This window comes from Rhodococcus sp. IEGM 1307 (assembly GCF_030056915.1).
Lineage (GTDB): Bacteria > Actinomycetota > Actinomycetes > Mycobacteriales > Mycobacteriaceae > Rhodococcus_F > Rhodococcus_F opacus_D.
Genome location: NZ_JASHKW010000001.1, coordinates 561,243 through 580,676, shown reverse-complemented (window position 1 = coordinate 580,676; position 19,434 = coordinate 561,243). Strand labels below are relative to the sequence as shown.

17 protein-coding genes are annotated in these 19,434 nt (G+C 68.1%); 7 read left to right on the top strand and 10 right to left on the bottom strand.

Annotated elements, in window-relative coordinates; translation table 11 throughout:
- The first annotated feature begins 5 nt into the window (after positions 1-5).
- On the top strand, positions 6-1,496 hold the full coding sequence (locus QM841_RS02690; protein ID WP_283330814.1) for an MFS transporter: 1,491 nt from the start codon (positions 6-8) through the stop codon (positions 1,494-1,496).
- Here the strand turns inward: QM841_RS02690 and QM841_RS02685 are convergent.
- Both QM841_RS02685 and QM841_RS02680 read right to left on the bottom strand, forming a co-directional pair.
- The gene (locus QM841_RS02685) at positions 1,477-2,166 is read right to left on the bottom strand and encodes a GTP pyrophosphokinase (RefSeq protein WP_005255930.1); all 690 of its coding nucleotides are present in this window, start codon (positions 2,164-2,166) and stop codon (positions 1,477-1,479) included. The two genes, QM841_RS02690 and QM841_RS02685, sit on opposite strands and share 20 nt — an antisense overlap.
- Positions 2,144-2,827: a TetR/AcrR family transcriptional regulator gene (locus QM841_RS02680; RefSeq protein WP_283330813.1), complete on the bottom strand. Its 684-nt coding sequence runs from the start codon at positions 2,825-2,827 to the stop codon at positions 2,144-2,146. Before QM841_RS02680 ends, QM841_RS02685 begins: the two co-directional genes overlap by 23 nt.
- A gap of 141 nt (positions 2,828-2,968) precedes the next feature.
- Between QM841_RS02680 and QM841_RS02675 the strand changes: the two genes are divergently transcribed.
- Entirely contained in the window at positions 2,969-3,352 is a 384-nt protein-coding gene (locus tag QM841_RS02675) for an RNA-binding S4 domain-containing protein (protein ID WP_280778509.1), read from the top strand.
- 4 nt (positions 3,353-3,356) lie between these two features.
- Here the strand turns inward: QM841_RS02675 and QM841_RS02670 are convergent, their stop codons facing one another.
- The 4 genes from QM841_RS02670 to QM841_RS02655 all read right to left on the bottom strand — a co-directional run bounded on the left by QM841_RS02670 (position 3,357) and on the right by QM841_RS02655 (position 8,252).
- Positions 3,357-4,271, bottom strand: a complete 915-nt coding sequence (locus QM841_RS02670) for a diacylglycerol kinase (RefSeq protein ID WP_283330812.1) — start codon at positions 4,269-4,271, stop codon at positions 3,357-3,359.
- Entirely contained in the window at positions 4,268-5,848 is a 1,581-nt protein-coding gene (locus QM841_RS02665) for an FAD-binding oxidoreductase (RefSeq protein WP_283330965.1), read from the bottom strand. Before QM841_RS02665 ends, QM841_RS02670 begins: the two co-directional genes overlap by 4 nt.
- A 91-nt stretch (positions 5,849-5,939) precedes the next feature.
- Positions 5,940-7,208 (bottom strand): MFS transporter, encoded by a 1,269-nt coding sequence (locus QM841_RS02660; RefSeq protein WP_280778511.1) that lies wholly within the window; start codon positions 7,206-7,208, stop codon positions 5,940-5,942.
- Positions 7,209-7,253: 45 nt separating this feature from the next.
- A complete protein-coding gene (locus tag QM841_RS02655; RefSeq protein WP_283330811.1) occupies positions 7,254-8,252 on the bottom strand; it encodes an aldo/keto reductase in 999 nt (332 codons plus the stop codon).
- 84 nt (positions 8,253-8,336) lie between these two features.
- Between QM841_RS02655 and QM841_RS02650 the strand changes: the two genes are divergently transcribed.
- Together QM841_RS02650 and ilvD are read left to right on the top strand one after the other, a co-directional pair.
- Entirely contained in the window at positions 8,337-8,903 is a 567-nt protein-coding gene (locus QM841_RS02650) for a TIGR03086 family metal-binding protein (protein WP_283330810.1), read from the top strand.
- 37 nt (positions 8,904-8,940) lie between these two features.
- Complete coding sequence (gene ilvD / locus QM841_RS02645; protein ID WP_065489475.1) at positions 8,941-10,635, top strand: dihydroxy-acid dehydratase; 1,695 nt, start codon at positions 8,941-8,943, stop codon at positions 10,633-10,635.
- A gap of 68 nt (positions 10,636-10,703) precedes the next feature.
- Here ilvD and QM841_RS02640 read toward each other — a convergent pair whose 3' ends face one another.
- Both QM841_RS02640 and QM841_RS02635 read right to left on the bottom strand, forming a co-directional pair.
- On the bottom strand, positions 10,704-11,357 hold the full coding sequence (locus QM841_RS02640; RefSeq protein ID WP_283330809.1) for a S1 family peptidase: 654 nt from the start codon (positions 11,355-11,357) through the stop codon (positions 10,704-10,706).
- A gap of 120 nt (positions 11,358-11,477) precedes the next feature.
- Positions 11,478-12,206: a DUF6319 family protein gene (locus QM841_RS02635; protein WP_283330808.1), complete on the bottom strand. Its 729-nt coding sequence runs from the start codon at positions 12,204-12,206 to the stop codon at positions 11,478-11,480.
- A 163-nt stretch (positions 12,207-12,369) separates the two neighbouring features.
- On the opposite strand from QM841_RS02635, the gene QM841_RS02630 reads away from it, so the two are divergent.
- On the top strand, positions 12,370-13,425 hold the full coding sequence (locus QM841_RS02630; RefSeq protein ID WP_283330807.1) for an adenylate/guanylate cyclase domain-containing protein: 1,056 nt from the start codon (positions 12,370-12,372) through the stop codon (positions 13,423-13,425).
- Between the two features lie 204 nt (positions 13,426-13,629).
- Here QM841_RS02630 and QM841_RS02625 read toward each other — a convergent pair whose 3' ends face one another.
- Positions 13,630-14,301 (bottom strand): TetR/AcrR family transcriptional regulator, encoded by a 672-nt coding sequence (locus QM841_RS02625; RefSeq protein WP_283330806.1) that lies wholly within the window; start codon positions 14,299-14,301, stop codon positions 13,630-13,632.
- 90 nt (positions 14,302-14,391) lie between these two features.
- Here QM841_RS02625 and QM841_RS02620 point away from each other — a divergent pair, with 90 nt between their 5' ends.
- Both QM841_RS02620 and QM841_RS02615 read left to right on the top strand, forming a co-directional pair.
- Positions 14,392-15,975 (top strand): MFS transporter, encoded by a 1,584-nt coding sequence (locus QM841_RS02620; protein WP_283330805.1) that lies wholly within the window; start codon positions 14,392-14,394, stop codon positions 15,973-15,975.
- A gap of 99 nt (positions 15,976-16,074) precedes the next feature.
- On the top strand, positions 16,075-16,971 hold the full coding sequence (locus tag QM841_RS02615; protein WP_005255915.1) for an AurF N-oxygenase family protein: 897 nt from the start codon (positions 16,075-16,077) through the stop codon (positions 16,969-16,971).
- Position 16,972: 1 nt separating this feature from the next.
- Here the strand turns inward: QM841_RS02615 and QM841_RS02610 are convergent, their stop codons facing one another.
- On the bottom strand, positions 16,973-19,252 hold the full coding sequence (locus tag QM841_RS02610; protein ID WP_283330804.1) for a SulP family inorganic anion transporter: 2,280 nt from the start codon (positions 19,250-19,252) through the stop codon (positions 16,973-16,975).
- Between the last annotated feature and the right edge of the window lie 182 nt (positions 19,253-19,434).

Sequence of the window (19,434 nt, the reverse complement as noted above, 5' to 3'; positions counted from 1 at the left end):
GGGAGATGACCGAGACAGTGCTGCGCCTGAGCACCCGCCAGGGACGGTGGGTGGTCACCGCCACCGTTCTCGGCTCGAGCCTCGCGCTACTGGACGGCACGGTGGTGAACATCGCCCTGCCGCACATCGGCGAGGACCTCGGGTCGGATGTCGCGGGAATGCAGTGGGTCTTGAGCGGCTACACCCTCGCCCTGGCGTCGCTGATCCTGCTGGGCGGGGCGCTCGGGGATCGCTGGGGCAGGCGCCGCGTCTTCGTCTGGGGGACGGTCTGGTTCGCGGCGGCGTCACTCCTGTGCGGCATCGCACCCGACATCACGATGCTCGTGATCGCGCGGATCCTGCAGGGTGTCGGGGCCGCGATGCTGACCCCCGGCAGCCTCGCGCTGATCTCGGCGTCGATCCACGAAGACGACCGGGGCGCCGCGATCGGACTGTGGTCGGGCCTCGGCGGGGTGGCCGGGGCGATCGGGCCGCTACTGGGTGGCTGGCTGGTGGAGGTGGCAGGCTGGCGGTCGGTGTTCCTGCTCAATCTTCCGCTCGCCGCCGTCGTCGTGTGGGCATCGATGCGGCACGTCCCCGAGAGCCGCGACCCGCATCCTCCCGATCATCTCGACGTGGTCGGGTCGGTGTGCGCAGTGATCGGCCTCGGCGCGCTCACCTACGGTCTGATCGAGATGAACCTGATCGCCGGGGTGGTCGGGACCGTCGCGCTGATCGCGTTCGTCGTGGTGGAACGGCGCTCACCGAACGCCCTGGTGCCGCCGAGCCTGTTCGCGTCGCGCATGTTCGTGGCGGCGAACCTGGTGACGCTCGCCGTGTACGCCGCACTCGGCGGCGTCTTCTTCCTGCTTGTCCTGCAATTGCAGTTGGTGGCCGGATACTCGCCGATCGAAGCCGGGGTCGCCACCATCCCGATCACGCTGGCGATGCTGGCGTTCTCCTCCCGCGCCGGCAGCTACGCCCAGACCCACGGCCCCAGGTTGCCGATGACCGTCGGGCCCGCACTCGCAGCGGTCGGCCTGCTGTTGATGACCCGGATCGGGCCGGGTGCGAACTATTGGACGGTCGTGCTCCCCGGCGTCGTCGTCTTCGGCCTCGGACTGTCCGCCATGGTCGCGCCGCTGACCGCCGCCGTGCTCGGGTCCGTCCCGGTGGACCAGTCCGGCATCGCCTCCGGCGTCAACAACGCCGTCGCGCGCACCAGCCAGCTACTGGCGGTGGCCGCGCTCCCCGGGATCGCCGGGATCGACGCCGAAAGCATGATCGACCCCACCAGCTTCTCGCACGGCTTCCGCATCGCGATGTACATCTGCATCGCACTGCTCCTGGTCGGGGCGACCATCGCCGCAGCCCTGATCCGGGCGCCCGCCCCGCCCGCTCCCACCCCGCTTGGTCCCGTCCCGGATTCGGTTGCATGCAAACCACATTGCGACGTCACCGGTCCGGCAGTGCAACCGGCAATCGCGCGGTCGAGCCCTACTCCACCGAAGCGATGACGTGTAGCGCTGCCCCGTGTTCGCGCACCTCGTCGTGGAGGGCCTCCATCTTGACGTCGAGATTGCGGGCCACGTCGGCAGCATCCTTCAACTCGTCCAGCAGCGCGGCCGGGACCGCCTTGTCGTACTTGTAGAAGATCTTGTGCTCGAGGCTTGCCCAGAAATCCATGGCCACCGTACGGATCTGGATCTCCACCCGCACCGATTCGACGCGGTCGGACATGAACACCGGAACCTCGACGATCAGATGCAGGCTCCGGTATCCGTTGGGTTTGGGTTCGGCGATGTAATCCTTGACCTCGATGAGGGTGATGTCCTGCTGGCCCGTCAACAGGTCGCTGATCCGGTACGCGTCCTGAATGAAGCTGCAGGTGATCCGGATTCCGGCGATGTCGTGGATGTTGTCGCGGATGGAGTCGAGAGTGAGCGGAATACCCTTGCGGGCAGCCTTGCCCAGCACGCTGTCGGCCGACTTCAGCCTCGACTTCACGTGCTCGATCGGGGTGTACTCGTGAATGTAGGTGAACTCGTCCTTCAAGATGTTGATCTTGGTCATCATCTCGTCGATGCCGAATTTGTACGACATCAGGAATCGGGTGAGATCCCGTCCCCCGTCGGAGCTTCGGAGACTCAGCAGTCCGGTCACGTCATCGGCCGTTCGCTGCTCCACACGTCACCCCCACCATTGCCTCGTGCATCGCCGACGGAGTGGGTGCAGGCGGCAGCGGTGCGGCGCCGACAGCCGAGAACGCCTGGAGCATGTAGCCCATGAGACGACGCCAGGCATCAGGGGCCGCGGCGCCTGTCGCCTCGACCACCCCCGCGTTCGCCATCAGAAGCAACACCAGGTCCTGGGAGGAGAAGTCCGCGCGCAGCCGACCCGTCTCCTTGGCGCGTTCGATCAGCCGCTCGAAGCCGCGGTAGGCCTCGGCCCGCTTCGCCTCGAATTCGCTTGCGGTGGGGAACGTCATGGTGAGCACGTGAGTGAAGCCGCGATCCTCCGCCTGCATGGCGCACACCCGCTCGACGTAGGCGCAGAAACCGTTCCACGGATCGGGGTCGGCCGCGGCCTCGTCGATGGCGTCGACGTAGGCGCTCATCTTGTCGGCGAAGACATCGGTGATCAGATCCTCCCTGGTGGGGAAACGGCGATACAACGTCGCGATGCCGACCCCGGCTCGCCGGGCGACCTCGGCCATGGAGGCCGTCAACCCTTGCTCGGCGAACACCTCCTGCGCCGCATCGACGACGCGCGAGCGGTTGCGCTCGGCGTCGGTGCGCAACGCCTGCCTGCACGCATCCCGTGCCTCTTTCGACCCCGGCTTCACCATGAACTCGATGCTACCTGAAGTGGAAAGCACACTCCGTTTATCGTGTCAGCCCACGCCCGGCGTTCTGGACGACCGCGCCCGATACCTCGAGGCGGCACCCGCGATCAGCAATCGAGTCGCACCCTTTCGTATCCTGGTCGGGTGGCGATTTCGGGTACCGATCCCGCGAGCGTCCGGGTCGACAGCTGGACCTGGGCGATCCGGCTGTTCAAGACACGCTCCGCGGCGGCGGCCGCCTGCAGGTCGGGGCACGTGCGGGTCAACGGCACCACCGCCAAACCGGCGCAGGCGGTCAAGGCCGGTGACGAGGTCCGCATTCGCGCGGCGGGTGTCGAACGCATCGTCGAGGTCGTCCGGCCGATCACCAAACGGGTCGGCGCGGTGGTGGCGGTCGAGTGCTACACCGACAACACACCGCCGCCCCCACCGCGCGAAGTCCTCGCGTCGATACCGCAGCGCGACCGCGGCGCCGGCAGGCCCACCAAACGCGAACGCCGCGAGATGGACCGGTTGCGCGGGTTGTGACCGCTCAGGCCGGGGTGTGGCTGAGGATGCGCAGGGCGTCCGGCACCGCCTCGATGGTGACCGGCAGCGGGCCGACCCGGTCGCCGTCCGCGTAGGCCGTGATGCCGTCGCACTGCAGTCGCACCGTCCGTGAACGGTAGGTCTGCACGTCGGGGAGATCCACGTGTGTGCCCTTGTAGACCCGGGGGAACAAGCGGACCAGCCTCGACCGGCGACCGTAGTCGACGACCGTGACGTCGAGCAGGCCGTCGGTCTTGTCGGCACCCGGGCAGATCTGCATGCCGCCGCCGTAGGAGCGTCCGTTGCCCACCGCCACGAGGGTGGCGTCCACCTGGAACGTCTCCTCGTCCAGTTCGATGGTGTAGTGCAGCGGGCGGAGCTGCGTCAGTTCGGCGAGCATCGCGAGGTTGTACCGCATCGGACCCTTCGGCCAGGACATCCGGTTGGCGCGGTCCGTGACGAGCGAGTCGAATCCGCTCGCGACGATGGTGCCCGCCCACACCACCGCGCCGTCTGTGAGCGTGATCCTGGCGAGGTCGGACTCCTGCACCTCCCCGTCGGTGATCACGTCGGCCGCGGCGACGGGATCGCCGACGGGGATACCGAATTCGCGCGCGTGGTCGTTGCCGGTGCCGGCCGGGATCAGTCCGACCGGTGTCCCGGACTGCGCCGCCGCCTGCAACCCGATGCTGATGGCGCCGTCCCCGCCGACGACGACGAGCGCGTCGGTGCCGTCGTCGATCGCCCGGCGGGCCAGCATGCGCGCGTGATCGGCGTCCGTCCCGATGATCTCGGTGACGGCGACCCCGCGCTCACGCAGGCGGGCCACCCCCTTGCGGCCGGCGACGGGTGCGTGACCGTGCCCGGCGAGGGGGTTGACGAGGACGGTGACCTTCTCGATCACCTGCTGGGTGCTCACGGAATCAGCTTGCCGGGGTTGAGGATTCCCGCCGGGTCGACCGTGTCCTTGACCGCCCGCAGGATCGCGACGCCCAGGTCGCCGATCTCGTCCCGCATCCACGGGCGGTGGTCGACTCCGACCGCGTGGTGGTGCGTGATGGTGCCGCCGGCGGCGACGATCGCATCCCCGGCGGCGGCCTTGGCCTTCCGCCACTGTTCGATCGGGTCGTCCGCCTGCGCGGACACGACAGTGAAGTACAGCGAGGCGCCGGTCGGGTACGTGTGCGAGATGTGACAGAGGACGAGCGGCGGGGTGCCCTGCCCGGACAGCGACTCCGTCAGCGCGGTGGTCACGGCCGTGCGGAGCGCAGCGAGGTTGCCCCAGGTGGTCGCGGTTTCCAGCGTCTCACACAGCGCTCCGGCGTCGAGCAGCGAGTCGCGCAGGTACGGCGCGTCGAAACGGCCGTGCTCCCAGCCGTTTCCGGGTCCCTCGCCCAGGGACGTGCCGCCGTGCGCCACCAGGACGGCACGTGCCTCCGCCGTCCGCTCCGCGGTGTGCTCGGCCGTGCCCTCGAACGTCGTGATCGCCAGGCAGCCGCCGGTGACGGTCTCCTCACCGATCTTGTCGGTGGTCGCGAGGTTCACCGCCGTCTCCGCCTCGTCGGACAGTCGCAACACGGTCGGGACCGCACCTTCCTGCCGCAGCGCCCGCAGAGCCGCCGCGCCCGTCTCGAAGTCGGGGAAACTCCACCCTTCCCGGACGGTGGTGTCGGGGACCGCGTGCACCCGCACCCGCACCCGGGTGATGACACCGAGCGTGCCCTCCGACCCGACGAACAGTTCGCCGAGGTCCGGACCCGCCGCGGAGGCCGGGGCGCGCCCCGTGTCGAGGGTCCCGGTGGGGGTCACCACCCGCAGTCCCTGCACCATGTCCTCGAACCGCCCGTACCCCGCGGACGCCTGCCCCGACGACCGGGTGGCCGCGAAGCCGCCGATGGTCGCGAACATGAAGCTCTGCGGGAAGTGCCCGAGCGAGAAGCCGTGCGCGCCGAGCAGTTCCTCGGCCAGCGGACCCGTCACACCCGCTCCCAGCGTCGCGATGCCGGAGTCGGTGTCGAGGTCGACGAGCGCGTCGAACCGGCGCAGGTCCAGCGAGACGACGGCGTCGAATCGGTCGCGCACGGGGTCGAGCCCGCCGACCACGCTCGTTCCGCCACCGAACGGCACCACGGCGATGCCGTGGTCGGCGCAGTATCGGAGCACGTCGGCGACCTCGTCGTCCGTGCCGGGAGTGACCACGGCGTCGGGTCCGTTCTGCGGTTCCGTGCTGCGGCGGCGCAGCAGGTCGAGCGTGCTCTTGCCGCCGGAACGCAGCAGCCGGTCGGCGTGCGCGGTGCTGCAGAACTGTTCTCCGACGATGTCTGCGAGCGCGGCGACCTGCTGGTCGGACAGTGCGCTCGGAGCCAGAACGACGTCGTCGGCCGCCCGGTCGGAGGGCTCCCTGATCGTGACGCCGAGGGCCTGCTGCAGCAGTCCCTTGATGCCGTCCGAGAGGACCTTGTGCTTTTCCGGCGCGCCCCAGGCGTCCCACTGCATCGGGGGTGCCGTCAGGACGGCGTGATCTTCCGATCGCTCATTGCTCATGCGTTATAGTGTTACACATCATGTAAGAGTGTAACTAGCCCTTTCAGCGACCGCCCCGCTCCCGCCACACCTGACGGATGGGCCGCAACACCAACCCCATCTGCTTCCGCGTCTTCCCCCGCGTCACCAGAACACCCGTGATCGCCACGATCCAGACCGGGTACTGCACGAGCCAGGCCACCCGGAACGCGTCGAACGAGTACCCGCCCATCGCGTCGAGAATGAGACCCATCGCCTGGATGACCAGCAACGACGCCAGGAAGCCGCCGATGTTGACCATTCCCTGCGCCGTTCCCATGCTGGTGCTGGGATTGAACATGCGGGCGTAGTCGAAGCCGATCATGGAACCGGGGCCGCCCACCGAGATCACCATCACCAGCACGATCAGCAACCACATCGGCGCCGGACCCGGCAGCGACAGGACGACGGTCCAGATCGCCGCGTTGCTGATCATGATGGCCAGCACCAGATAGGAGCGGCGCATCGGGAAGCGGCCGCTGAGGATGCCGATGATCGGCCCGGCCACGATCGCCGAGATCACCGACAGCGTCAGCAGCGAACCGGCCTCCGCCGGCGACAACCCCTGCGCCGACCTCAGGTACGGCACACCCCACAGCAGGGCGAACGTGGTCATCGAGAACTGCGTGCCCATGTGCGTGAAGAACCCGAGCCGGGTGCCGGGACGGCCCCACACGGCGCGGATCTGTCTGCCCACCTCCCGCAGTCCGGCGGGCGCGGCCACCACCTCCAGACCGGGAGGCGCATTGCGGATGACGGAGACGGCGAGCACGAACGACAGCAAACCGAGCGACGCCGCGCTGCCGTACGCGAAACTCCAGCCCGGCCCGTTCAGCAACAGCATCAACGGCAGCGCCGACAGGATCTGACCGATCTGACCGAAGATTCCGGTCAGCTGCGACACGAGCGGGACCCGCCGCGGCGCGAACCACTGCGGCACCAGGCGCAGCACGGAGATGAACGTCATCGCGTCGCCGACGCCGACGAGAACGCGCGCGGCGACCGCCAGCGGCAGCGATTCGGTGAGCGCGAGGAGCATCTGCGCCGAGGCCATGATGAGGGCGCCCGCGGAAATCATGATCCGCGACCCGTACCGGTCGAGGAGCACACCGGCCGGGATCTGCATCCCCGCGTACACCACGATCTGGAGTACGACGAACCCCGACAACACACTCGGACTGATCGAAAATCGTTCCGTCGCCGCGAGGCCCGACACACCGAACGAGGTTCGGTGCAGGACGGCGACGATATAAGCGACAACCCCGACGCCCCACACCAACCACACTCTGCTCATCGCAGATCAAACTACCCCCCAGCAGGCATTACCCGCTGAGTGAAGTCACTCGCGACCCAGCGACACCCAGGTCGGATCGGCCGTGCGCTCGCCGACGGTGAGATCCGCGAGCAGGTCCAGACGCGCGATCTGCCCCTCGGTCAGCGTGAGTGCGAGCGCGCCGGCGTTCTCCGTGACGCGCGCCGCGAACCGGGTGCCGGGAATCGACACGGACGGCAACCCGAATTCGCGGCCCTTCGCGTCCAGCCACGCCAGCGACACCTGGGCGGGCGTCGCGTCGAGCTCGGCAGCGACCTCGCGGACGACGTCGAGCACCTTGAGGTTCGCGGGCAGCGCATCGTCGCCGAAACGCGGGAACCGGCGGCGCAGATCCTTGTCGCCCAGCGTGGCCGGGTCGTACGTTCCGGTGAGGAAGCCGCGGCCCACCGGGGAGTACGGCACGAAGCCGATGCCCAGTTCGGCCGCCGCGGGAACCACGTGCTTCTCGACGTCGCGACTCCAGATGCTCCACTCGCTCTGGATCGCGGCGATCGGGTGCACCTGTGACGCGCGACGCAGTTCGTCGCCGGTCGCCTCCGACAGTCCGATGTTGCGGACCTTGCCTGCCTTCACCTGTTCCGCGATCGCGCCGACGGTGTCCTCGATGGGCACCTCGGGGTCGACGCGGTGCAGGTAGTACAGATCGACGGTGTCGACGCCGAGCCGGGACAGCGATTCGTCGAGGGCCTGCGCCACGTAGTCGGGCTTGCCGTTGATGCTGCGCCGGCCGTTCGCGATGTTGCCGACGAGACCGAACTTGGTGGCCAGCTGCACCTCGTCGCGGCGTTCCTTCAGCACCGTGCCCACCGCGATCTCACTCGCGCCGTCTCCGTACACGTTGGCCGTGTCGATGAACGTCACTCCGATGTCGATGGCGTGGTTGAGGGTCGCGAGCGCCTCCGCGGCATCGACGGGGCCGTACACGGGGGCGACGGACATGGCGCCGTAGCCCTGCGCGCTGACGGTGAGGCCTTCGGACAACTGCACGGTGGGGATGTTGGTCATGCGGCCCATCCTTCCCGAGCACCCCGACAGGTGCATCGTTTGGAATCGCGCTGATCGTGACCCGGCTGCCTCTACCCTGAAGGCATGGCATTCGACTGGTTCGAACTCGCCCGCATCGCCCACCGCGAGTTCGGTGCACGGGTCGCCGCGATCACCGACTGGTCGGCGCCGACCCCGGACCGCGAATGGGACGTCACCCAGCTGGTGCGGCACGTCATCGAGGAACAGCAGTGGGTTCCCCCACTACTCGCGGGGAAAACGGTCGGCGAAGCGACCCCGGACATCGAGCCCCTGCACGGCGACATGCGCTCGGAATGGCAGCGGTATTCGGACGCGGCCATCCACGCGTGGTCGTCGACCGACCCGCAGACGAAGGTCCACCTGTCCTACGGGACGGTGCCACTCGAGCCGTATCTGCGGCAGCAGATCGCCGACGTCACCATCCACGCATGGGACCTCGCCAAGGCCACCGGATCCGACGACACACTCGACCCGCAACTCGTCGCCGGCGTCTGGTCGGATCTCGACGGCCAACGCGAGATGCTCTCCGAGAGCGGACTGTTCGCCGACCCCGTCGACCTTCCGGACGACGCGCCGCTGCAGGACCGCCTGATCGCCCTGACCGGTCGCGATCCCCGGCAACGCATTTAACCAACCGCCGCCGAGGGTCCCGCCTACGCTGGGACACATGAGTACCCCGGATCCCAAACCCCGCAGCCGTGATGTCACCGACGGACTGGAGAAGACCGCAGCGCGCGGAATGCTCCGTGCGGTGGGCATGGGCGACGACGACTGGGGGAAATCCCAGATCGGCGTGGCGTCGTCCTGGAACGAGATCACCCCCTGCAACCTGTCGCTCGACCGGCTCGCGAAGGCCGTCAAGGACGGCGTCCACGCCGCAGGCGGATATCCCCTCGAGTTCGGCACCATCTCCGTGTCCGACGGCATCTCGATGGGACACGAGGGCATGCACTTCTCCCTCGTCTCCCGTGAGGTGATCGCCGACAGCGTGGAAACGGTGATGCAGGCCGAACGCCTCGACGGGTCGGTGCTGCTCGCCGGTTGCGACAAGTCCCTGCCCGGCATGCTGATGGCCGCGGCCCGCCTCGACCTCGCGAGCGTGTTCCTCTACGCCGGTTCGATCCTGCCGGGTGTCGCCAAACTGTCCGACGGCACCGAACGCGACGTCACCATCATCGACGCGTTCGAGGCGGTCGGCGCCTGTTCACGCGGACTGATGAGCCGTGAGGACGTCGACGCCATCGAACGTGCCATCTGTCCCGGCGAGGGCGCGTGCGGCGGAATGTACACCGCGAACACGATGGCCAGCGCCGCCGAGGCGCTCGGCATGTCACTGCCCGGCAGCGCCTCCCCGCCCGCCACCGACCGTCGTCGCGACGGATTCGCGAGGCGCAGCGGTGAAGCCGTCGTCGAACTGCTCCGCCGCGGCATCACCGCCAGGGACATCCTCACCAAGGAGGCGTTCGAGAACGCCATCGCCGTGGTCATGGCCTTCGGCGGTTCCACCAACGCCGTCCTGCACCTGCTGGCGATCGCGAGCGAAGCGGATGTGGAACTCACCCTCGACGACTTCTCCCGCGTCGGCGCCCGCGTCCCGCACCTCGCGGACGTCAAACCGTTCGGCAAGCACGTGATGAAGGACGTCGACCACATCGGTGGCGTCCCCGTCATCATGAAGGCCCTGCTCGACGCCGGGATGCTGCACGGCGACTGCCTCACCGTCACCGGCAAGACCATGGCCGAGAACCTGTCGGCAATCGCCCCTCCCGACCCGGACGGCAAGGTGCTCCGCGCGATGAGTTCGCCCATCCACCCGACCGGCGGGATCACGATCCTCAAGGGGTCCCTCGCCCCGGGCGGCGCGGTGGTGAAGTCGGCCGGGTTCGACTCCGACGTCTTCACCGGCACCGCCCGCGTCTTCGAACGGGAACGGGCCGCGATGGACGCCCTCGAGGACGGCACCATCACGAACGGCGACGTCGTGGTCATCCGCTACGAGGGTCCCAAGGGCGGACCCGGCATGCGCGAGATGCTCGCGATCACCGGCGCGATCAAGGGTGCCGGACTGGGCAAGGACGTCCTCCTGCTCACCGACGGCCGATTCTCCGGCGGCACCACCGGCCTGTGCGTCGGCCACGTGGCACCGGAGGCCGTCGACGGTGGTCCCATCGCGTTCGTCCGCGACGGCGACCAAATCCGGCTGGACGTCGGGACGGGCACCCTCGAACTGCTCGTCGACGAAGAGGAACTCGCCGGCCGCAAGAACGGGTGGGAGCCGCTGCCCCCGCGCTACACCCGCGGGGTCCTGGCCAAGTACACGAAGCTGGTCGGTTCCGCGTCGGGCGGCGCCGTCTGCGGGTAGGCGCTTCGCGCCCGTGCGCCTTTCTGGTTGTCCTGGCTACCAAAAAGGCGCACGAGCGCCGGAGGCGCCTAGATGGGCCGGAACCCGGCGCCGGGACCGCCGCTCGCGTTCATGTCGGCGATGATCGAGTTGAGGTTGGTGCCGATCTCCGGGCCGATGCACGGTGCCGCGAGGTAGGCGTTGACCATGGCCACCAGGGTGGTGCCGACGACCATCGGTGCGCCCGAGTCACCCTCGATCACGCAGGCCTGGGTCCACGTCTCCCCTGTCTGCATGAGGTCGCCGTAGACGATGCCGCAGGTGTTTCCCGTGGTGCGGCCTTCTTTGCACGCCACCTGCGGGAAGGCTGCCGGTGCGCCGATGTGGGTGATGGTGACGCCGCCGACCCGGTTGACCGGGACGACCTCCGCCGGGTCGAACTGGATCACCGCATAGTCGAGAGCGGGATTGGAGACGACGAACTCTCCGACGATGCCGCTGTCCTGACTGGCTTCGGGCACCACGTAGGAGCCCGGTTCACCGCAGTGGCCCGCCGTCAGGCCGACAAGCCTGCCCGCGTTGTCGTGTCCGATAGTGGTGAGTGAGCAGACGAGTTCGTCGTTCACCACGATCCCCGAACCGCCCCCCAAGACGGCGGCCGGAGCTGCTGTCGCGGACCCCGCCGCAACGAATCCCAGAATTCCCGCTGTCGCCGCAACAACCGCCGCGAATCGTTTCAACATTTTTCGAACCTTCCCGGATGAGCCCCGACGGCCGCGTGTCTCCCCATAAGAATCCCACCCCACGCAAGACCTGTGGGGGGAATGCCGATGTAGAGACCGCGACCGTTACTCACCCGGGCGCTACTCGACGGCGCCGAGTGCCTCCAGTGCCTTGCGGGCGTCCTCGAGTTGCCGGCTCAGCTCGTCCACCCGGGCCGCCGCGAGGTTGCGTGCCGCCACGATGATCGACTCGACGGCCTCGATCGCCGTCTCCTCGCCGAGTTCCCGGACGGCGCGTTCGACGGCGTCCGGAGAGACGGGGACGGCCTTGCCGGGGCGCTTGGCGCCGTGCGCGACGGTGACGCTCCAGTCGTTGTCGGCGCCGGCGTGGATGGTGACACTGACCCCCGCGGGCACTTTCTTGCTGGTGCGTTTGGCCGGTGCCGCGGCGGGTTTCGGGACCGCGGCAGCGGCGGGTGCAGGCGTCGCGACGGTCTTGGCGGCGGGTGCCTTGGGGGCTGCAGTCTTGGGGGCGGGGGGCGGGCCGGGTTCGATCTCCTGGTGCACGACCGGTGTCGCGCGGGCGGCGGGTGCGGGCGCAGGCTTGGGTGCCGGAATTCGTCTCATCAGAAGCTCCTCCGCTTCGAAGGGGAGCTCGTCGTCGACGCCCTTGGGTCGGATCAAGAGCGTATTGCCTTGCACCGAGATAACTTTCGCCGAGGCTCCGGCCTCGAGCCCGAGGCTGGGCATCGCCTCGCGCAGATACACGGTGGCCCGCTTACCTTCCGCGATCGCGGCAGCGAGGGTCTCGAGATTCTCCGCGGTCAGGTGATCCGGTGCGGCGGCACCGGAACGTCTACGGGGCGGCATGCGCTGTCCTTTCTGGTCTGTCTCCTGGTTACGCTCGTGAGCACCGCAACTCTCGCACACCCCACCGACGGTTCCGCATCGGACGGGCTCGCACAGTGGCAGATTGAGAGGGCGGACGCACCGGCGATCGTGCGGGCGGATCGAACGTAATGAGAGGAACGACGTGACCTCGGAAGCACCGGAGAATGGCGACGAGACCGCAACGACGACGCAGATCTCACCGAGCCTGCTCCGCGACGTCCAGGCCGATCTCGAGGAGTCGCTTCTGGGCGGGCCCCGCCGCTACACGCGGGCCGAGATCGCCGACTTCGCGGGGGTGTCCCTCGAACGGGCCGACCGCCTGTGGGTGTCGATGGGTTTCGCGGTCGACACCGACCCGGACGGCGTCATGTTCACCGAGGGGGACGCCGCCGCGTTGCGCACGATCGCGTCGCTCGTCGGTCAGGGGATCATCTCGCCGGAACGCGAGGTGGCGGCGGCTCGTGCTCTCGGCCAGTCGATGTCGCGGCTCGCCGAATGGCAGGTCTCGTTGATCAGCACCCACATCGTCGATCAGCTCGCGGGGTCCGCGGGCAGCGACGAGCAGGCCATCCGGGAGCAGGTGCGCGAACTCACCGCCGAGATCCTTCCAGCGGTCGAGTCGTTGCAGGCGTACGTGTGGCGCAGGCACATCGCCTCGACCACCGGTCGCAACGTCGGGAACCCCGGCGAGGAGGTCGCGAGCCGGAAACTGGTGGTCGGCTTTGCGGACATCGTCGGGTACACGTCGCTGACCCGTCAGCTCGGTGCCCGGGAACTGAGCGACCTTCTGGAACGATTCGAGTCGGCGTCGACGTCGGTCATCGGCCGGCATCAGGGGTGGGTGGTGAAGACGGTCGGCGACGAGGTGATGTTCGCCGTCGAGTCGCCGTCCGATGCGGCGGAGATCGCCCTGCAGCTGCAGGAGAAGGTTTTGCCGGACGAGGCGGACCCCGAACTGCGGGTAGGACTCGCGATGGGTCCGGTGCTCGTCCGGTTCGGCGACCTCTACGGCTCCGTCGTCAACACCGCGGCGCGACTCACCGGTTCGGCGCGTCCCGGCACGGTGCTGATCGACGAGGCGCTCGCCCACGAACTCGCCGACGCTCCCGGTTACTACCTCAAGCAGCTACGTCCACGACGCGTTCGAGGGATTCGACGACTCGAACAGTTCGTGCTGCGTCGAGACCGGGACGCCTAGCGACCGTCAGCTTCCGAAGGGAAGGGTTCCGGGCGGGATGGAGTATCCGCTGCTGCCGGCGGCGACGCCGCCCCAAGCACCGAGGAGCCAGTTGAGTGCATCAGTGATCATCGAGAAACCTTCCCACACCATTCATTCGATACGCGCGGCATCCGGTGCCGCGCGCACGTGCCACGGTAATGACGACGCGCGGAGCTGTCGACGTCACAACGCCTGAGCAGGCGGTATCTCGAGGAGCGTCGGCTTCGCGGGACCCGCGGCGACCTGGGCGGCGCGTGCGGCGAGGAAGTCGTCGACGATCTGCTCACACGCGGTCGGTCCCAGCGGGGTCAGGGTCGCGAGCCGGGTGAAGACGAGTGGTCCGATGAGTTGAGCGAGAGCGAGGTCGTAGTCGAATTCGCCGAGGCGTTCGGCCGCCTCCCGTGTGCCGAAGACCTGGTCGAATGCCGCCCGGTACTGCTCGACGATGGTCTGCCTCAGCGTCCGCAGTTCCGGTTTGTCCGACTCGACAGCGGTCGCGCTCGAGTAGTCGTCCAGCGCGGGGCCCATGCCGAGCCAGCACATGGCCGTCACGTTCATGGGGGCACTCTCGATGAGTTTCGCCTGACTGACCATCAGCTCGACCAGCCGGCCGCGGAGGTCGCCGTCGGCGGGCACGGTCGGCGCGGGTGGGAGCAGCCGCCCGAACGCCGCGGCGACCAGTTCGGTGCCGTTGCCGAAATGCCGGTAGAGCGTGGCCCGAGCCACGTTCGCCAGCTTGGTGACGGCGTCGATCGTCACGGCGTCGGTGCCACCCTTCGCGAGAAGAGTTGTCGCGGCGTCGAGAAGTCTCGCGCGAGAGCGCTGCCTGCGGGGATCCTGCTCGGTCATCTGCACCGCCCGTTCCTGCCACTGCCGCACCTCTTGTGAACTACCAGTCTACCAACGATACTGACAGTCTCGTTACTTCCACGGAGGGATTACATCGTGCGCTCTCGGGACTCCGCACCACCGCAGGACACCGAACAGAGCAACACCACCGGCTGGACCCTTCGGCAGATCTGGATGCTGACCGTCGCGTGCTGCGCGGTCGCACTCGTCGTTGCGGCGATGGCCGCACTGAACACCGCCCTGCCCGACCTCGCCCGCGACACCGGCGCCAGCCAGAGCCAGCTCACCTGGATCGTCGACGGCTACACCCTCACCCTCGCCGCACTCCTGCTTCCCGCCGGCGCACTCGGCGACCGCTACGGCCGCCGCGGCCTCCTCATGTTCGGACTGCTGATCTTCGGCCTGGGTGCCGCCATTCCGATCCTGAACGACAGCCCGGAGTGGATCATCGGGTCCCGCGCGGTCGCCGGCATCGGCGCGGCCTTCGTGATGCCGGCGACGCTGTCGCTGCTCACCGCCGGTTTTCCACTGTCCCAGCGCGGCCGGGCCGTCGGCATCTGGTCGGGTGTCGCCGGGTCGGGCGCGATCGCCGGACTGCTGGTCTCGGGACTGCTGCTCGAACAGTGGTCGTGGAAGGCGATCTTCGTGAGCCTCGCCGTGGTGTCCGGCGTCCTCTTCCTCACCGGATTCACCATCGCCTCCTCACGCCAGACCGACCAGGCGCCGCTCGACCTTCCCGGCACCGTGACGATCGCGGCGGCGGTGGGCCTGTTCGTGCTCGGCACGATCGAGGCGCCGCACCGCGGCTGGCTGGACCCTGCCGTCGTCGGGCTCATGGCGGGTGGCGTCGCCGCCGCGGTGGCGTTCGCGCTCGTCGAGTTGCGCCGCGAGCATCCGCTCCTCGACGTCCGACTCTTCGCCAACCGCGCCTTCGGGTCGGGGTCGATGTCGTTGCTGATGCAGTTCCTCGCCATCCTCGGGCTCTTCTTCTTCGCGGTGCAGTACCTGCAACTGGTGCTGAGCTACTCGCCGCTGGAGTCGGCGCTCGCGCTCGCCCCCATCGCGGTACCGGTGATGATGCTGTCCGCGGGGATGCCGTTCGTCCTCCCCTATGTCGGCCTCCGCCCGTTGCTGTCCGTCGGCGCCGCGATTCTCGGTGTCGGAATCCTGCTGATGGTCCGGCTCGACGAGTACTCGAGTTACCCCCAGGTGGCTCTTCCGCTGGTCGTGGCCGCGTTCGGCATCGGCCTGTGCACGGCACCCGCCACCACCGCAATCGTGCAGAACACTCCCGATGAGAAACAGGGAGTGGCGTCCGCGGTCAACGACACGGCACGCGAGATCGGGGCGGCGATCGGCGTCGCACTGGCAGGCAGCATCTTGGCCGCGGGGTACGGCAGGCACGTCCAGCCGGCCGTCGACGCCGTCCCCGACGTCGCGAAGGAGCCCGTGTCGAGTTCCCTGGCCGCCGCGCTGCACGTCGCCCAGTCGGCGGGACCGCAGGGCGAGCAGCTCGCGAGCTTCGCCCGGAAAGCGTTCCTCGAGGGAATGGACGAGGCGTCCATCGCCCTGGCCTGCGTGTGCTTTGCGGCCGCGGTGGTGCTCGCGGTGTGGGCGCCGGGCCGGAAAGGGTCGTCTCCGGCGCCGCGGAAGGACGAGGAACTGGCCGACGTCGACTGATCGGACGTTGCCCTTGTGACCGCCGTCATTGTATCGTTCAGTATCAGTTACTGAATGTCACAGTTAGTTGACCGCCTAGTCACAGAACAAGGGGTAGTGATGACCGCATCGATCGTCGTCTCCGACCGCGAAGAGACCGCCCAGCGCTTGCTGGCGTCGTCGGCACGCAAGTCCTACGACCCGATGGTCGAGGTCGACTGGGAAGCACCGATCCCCGACGACAAGTTCGGTCTCACCCCCGAGTGGAGCACGCTCTACGGCACCGCCCTGTGGGACGAGATGACCGAAGAGCAGAAGATCGAGCTCACCAAGCACGAGGCCGCCAGCGTCTCCAGCGTCGGACTGTGGTTCGAGATCCTGCTCATGCAGATGCTGCTGCGGGACGTGTACGGCCGGGACAAGCACTCGCGCCACGTCCAGTTCGCGCTCACCGAGGTGGCCGACGAATGCCGCCACTCGGTGATGTTCGCCCGCGCCGGTGAACGCCTCAACATGCCGAGCTACGGCCCGCACCCCGCGATCCACAAGCTCGGACGCATCTGGGGCGGCTTCTTCCGGGGCGCCAACGCGTACGCCAGCGTGATGGCCGCCGAGGAGATCCTCGACATGATGCAGCGCGACTTCATGAAGGACGAGCGCGTCCAGCCCGTCACCCGAACGGTGAGCAAGATCCACGTCCTCGAAGAGGCCCGCCACATCCGGTTCGCCCGCGAAGAGGTCGGCCGCCGCATCGAGGGTGCCAGCTGGGCACGACTGCAGTTCGAGCGCCTCAACACCGCGGTGGTCGTGTACTTCGTGATGAAGAGCATGATCCGCAAGGACGTGTATGCGAACGCCGGACTCGACCCGGAGCGGGCCGCCGCCGAGGCCAAGAACAACCAGCACTACAAGGACACCGTTCGCACGTCCGGTTCCAAGTTGATGCAGTTCCTCGATGGCGTCGGCCTCGTCGGCGGTCCGTCCAAGCGCCTCTACAAGAGGGTCCATCTCCTCTGACTCATGTGGGCACGTGGTCCAGGTAGGACACACCGGTCGAGGTGATCTCGAGTACGCGCGCGGACGGAATGTCGAAGAACATTCCCGCGACGCGTACTCGACCCTCGGCCGCCGCCGCGCCGACGAGGGGATGGCGCCCGAGCGTTTGCACCTGGACCGCCACGTTCACCATGCCCAGCTGATCGACCTCGTCGAATCCGAGTTCGGCCGCTGCCCGTGCCACCGGATGACCGCTGAGAAACGCGTTCCGGCTCGGCTGCGCGAACGTCAGCCACTGTTCGACGGCGTCGCGATCGGACCCGTCGGTCTCGGTCGGTGCACTCGCGAGCACGGCCTTCATCGCGCCGCAGCCGGAGTGGCCGCACACGATCACCGAGCTGACCTCGAGTTCGTCGAGGGCGAAGGCCAGTCCGGCCTCGACGGAGACGTCCTGCTTTCCGGTCGGGACGAGGTTGCCCACGTTGCGCACCGTGAACAGGTCGCCCGGACCGCTGCTGGTGATCACGTTCGGCACGATGCGTGAATCGGAGCAGGTGAGGAACAACGAGTCGGGGCGCTGCCCGTCCCGCAGTTCGTCGAGGTGCGGTTGCAGCTGAGCCGCGTTCCGCCGGTGATATTCCGACACTCCCGCGAGGACCGGCCGGAGTGCCGCCGGTGTGGTGGTGGAGTTCTCGGTGTCGGTGTGCCGCGGCTGCCAGCTCTTCCACGGGGCGAACCCGCGGGGGCTCACCACGCCGATGCCGCGCCGGGGCGGCGACGCGCCGACGGCGTCCATGTCGACGGGACCGAGCGCGTCGATCACGACCGTTCCGCCGTTCCGCTCGTGGTGACGCTTCCAGTCGTCGATCGCCTCGAACATGGCGTGGTCGAGGAAGTCGACCGCCAGTTCCACGGTGACGTGCGCGCCCTCGGGCACCTTCGCGAGGATCCCCGTCAACGCCGGCATGGACAGGAAGCTGCACGACCCCTCGACGGTCACGCGCCACCGCCCGGAATCCTCGGAGCCGACGGGTTCGGCCCGCATCTTGGGGTGGATGACCCGCCACAACAGCAGGACCACCGCGAGTGCGAGGCCGATGATCACGCCCTCGAGCAGGTTCAGGAAGACCACGCCGGCCACGGTCACGCCGTACACCCACAGGTCGCCGGTGCGCCGGGCCGTCCGCAGATGAGCCATCTTGACGAGCTGGATGCCGATCACGATCAGGAGGCCGGCCAGGGCTGCCATCGGGATCTGCTCGACGAGTCCGGTGAGCAGCGCGGCGAAGACGAGGATCCACACGCCGTGCAGCACGGCGGACGCCCGGGTGCGCGCCCCGGCGGCCACGTTGGTGGAACTGCGCACGATCACACCGGTGACCGGCAGGCCGCCGATGAGACCCGAGAGCATGTTGGCCGAGCCCTGACCGACAAGTTCACGGTTGAACTCCGAACGCGTTCCGCCGTGCATCTTGTCGACGGAGACCGCGGACAACAGGCTCTCGACGCTCGCGATCAGCGCGACGGTGAGTACACCGGTGGCCACTGCGAGCCACGGGCCGTCCGGCATCGAAGGCAGTGCCACGGCGTCGAACAGGGAGCCGTCCAACGTGATTCGATCGATGTCGAGTGGGAGGACAAGGGACAGAACGGTGGCGGCGACGACGGCGACCAGCGGGCCGGGGAGCACCTGCAGCTTGCCGGGGATCTTCTTCCAGAACAGCAGGACGGCGATGACCACCGATCCCACGAGGACGTCGCCGTACCGGGCGGACGTCAGCTGGCCGGGGAGCTGAGTGATGTTCTCGACGGTCGAGCTGTGCGAGCTACCACCGAGTAGGACGTGAATCTGCTGGAGGGCGATCGTGATTCCGATACCGGCCAGCATGGCGTGGACCACGACCGGCGCGATGGCAAGGGCCGCACGGGCAATTCTACTGAGCCCGAAGATGATTTGGAGGAATCCGGCCGCGACGGTGATCGCGCACGTGGCCTTCCAGCCGAACGTGGCGACCAATTCTGCTACCACCACGGTCAATCCGGCAGCAGGACCGCTGACCTGGAGTGGTGAGCCACCGATGGAACCCGCCACAACACCGCCGACGATCGCCGCGATGAGCCCCGCCATGATCGGGGCGTCGGACGCGATCGCGATACCGAGCGACAGTGGTAGTGCGACGAGGAAGACGACGAGCGACGCGGGTAGGTCGTATCGCGCGTTATCTCGCAACCTTTCGCCGAGGGTCGGTCCGGGGGCGGGTGCACCGGATGGGGGTGCTTTCTCGTTCTCGAGGATCGACATGACGACACCTTACGGGCGGAGAACGACGAAACGCCCGAAACGGACGGGGTCTTGTGGCATGTGTCACTGTGACAGCACTTTTCACCCAGTTGAATCGAAAACTATTGGACAACAGTCCATTACATGAAGCTTAAAGTTCACAAAGTTCACGTCGCCCGCTCTCACACTGTGAGACGTGCCGG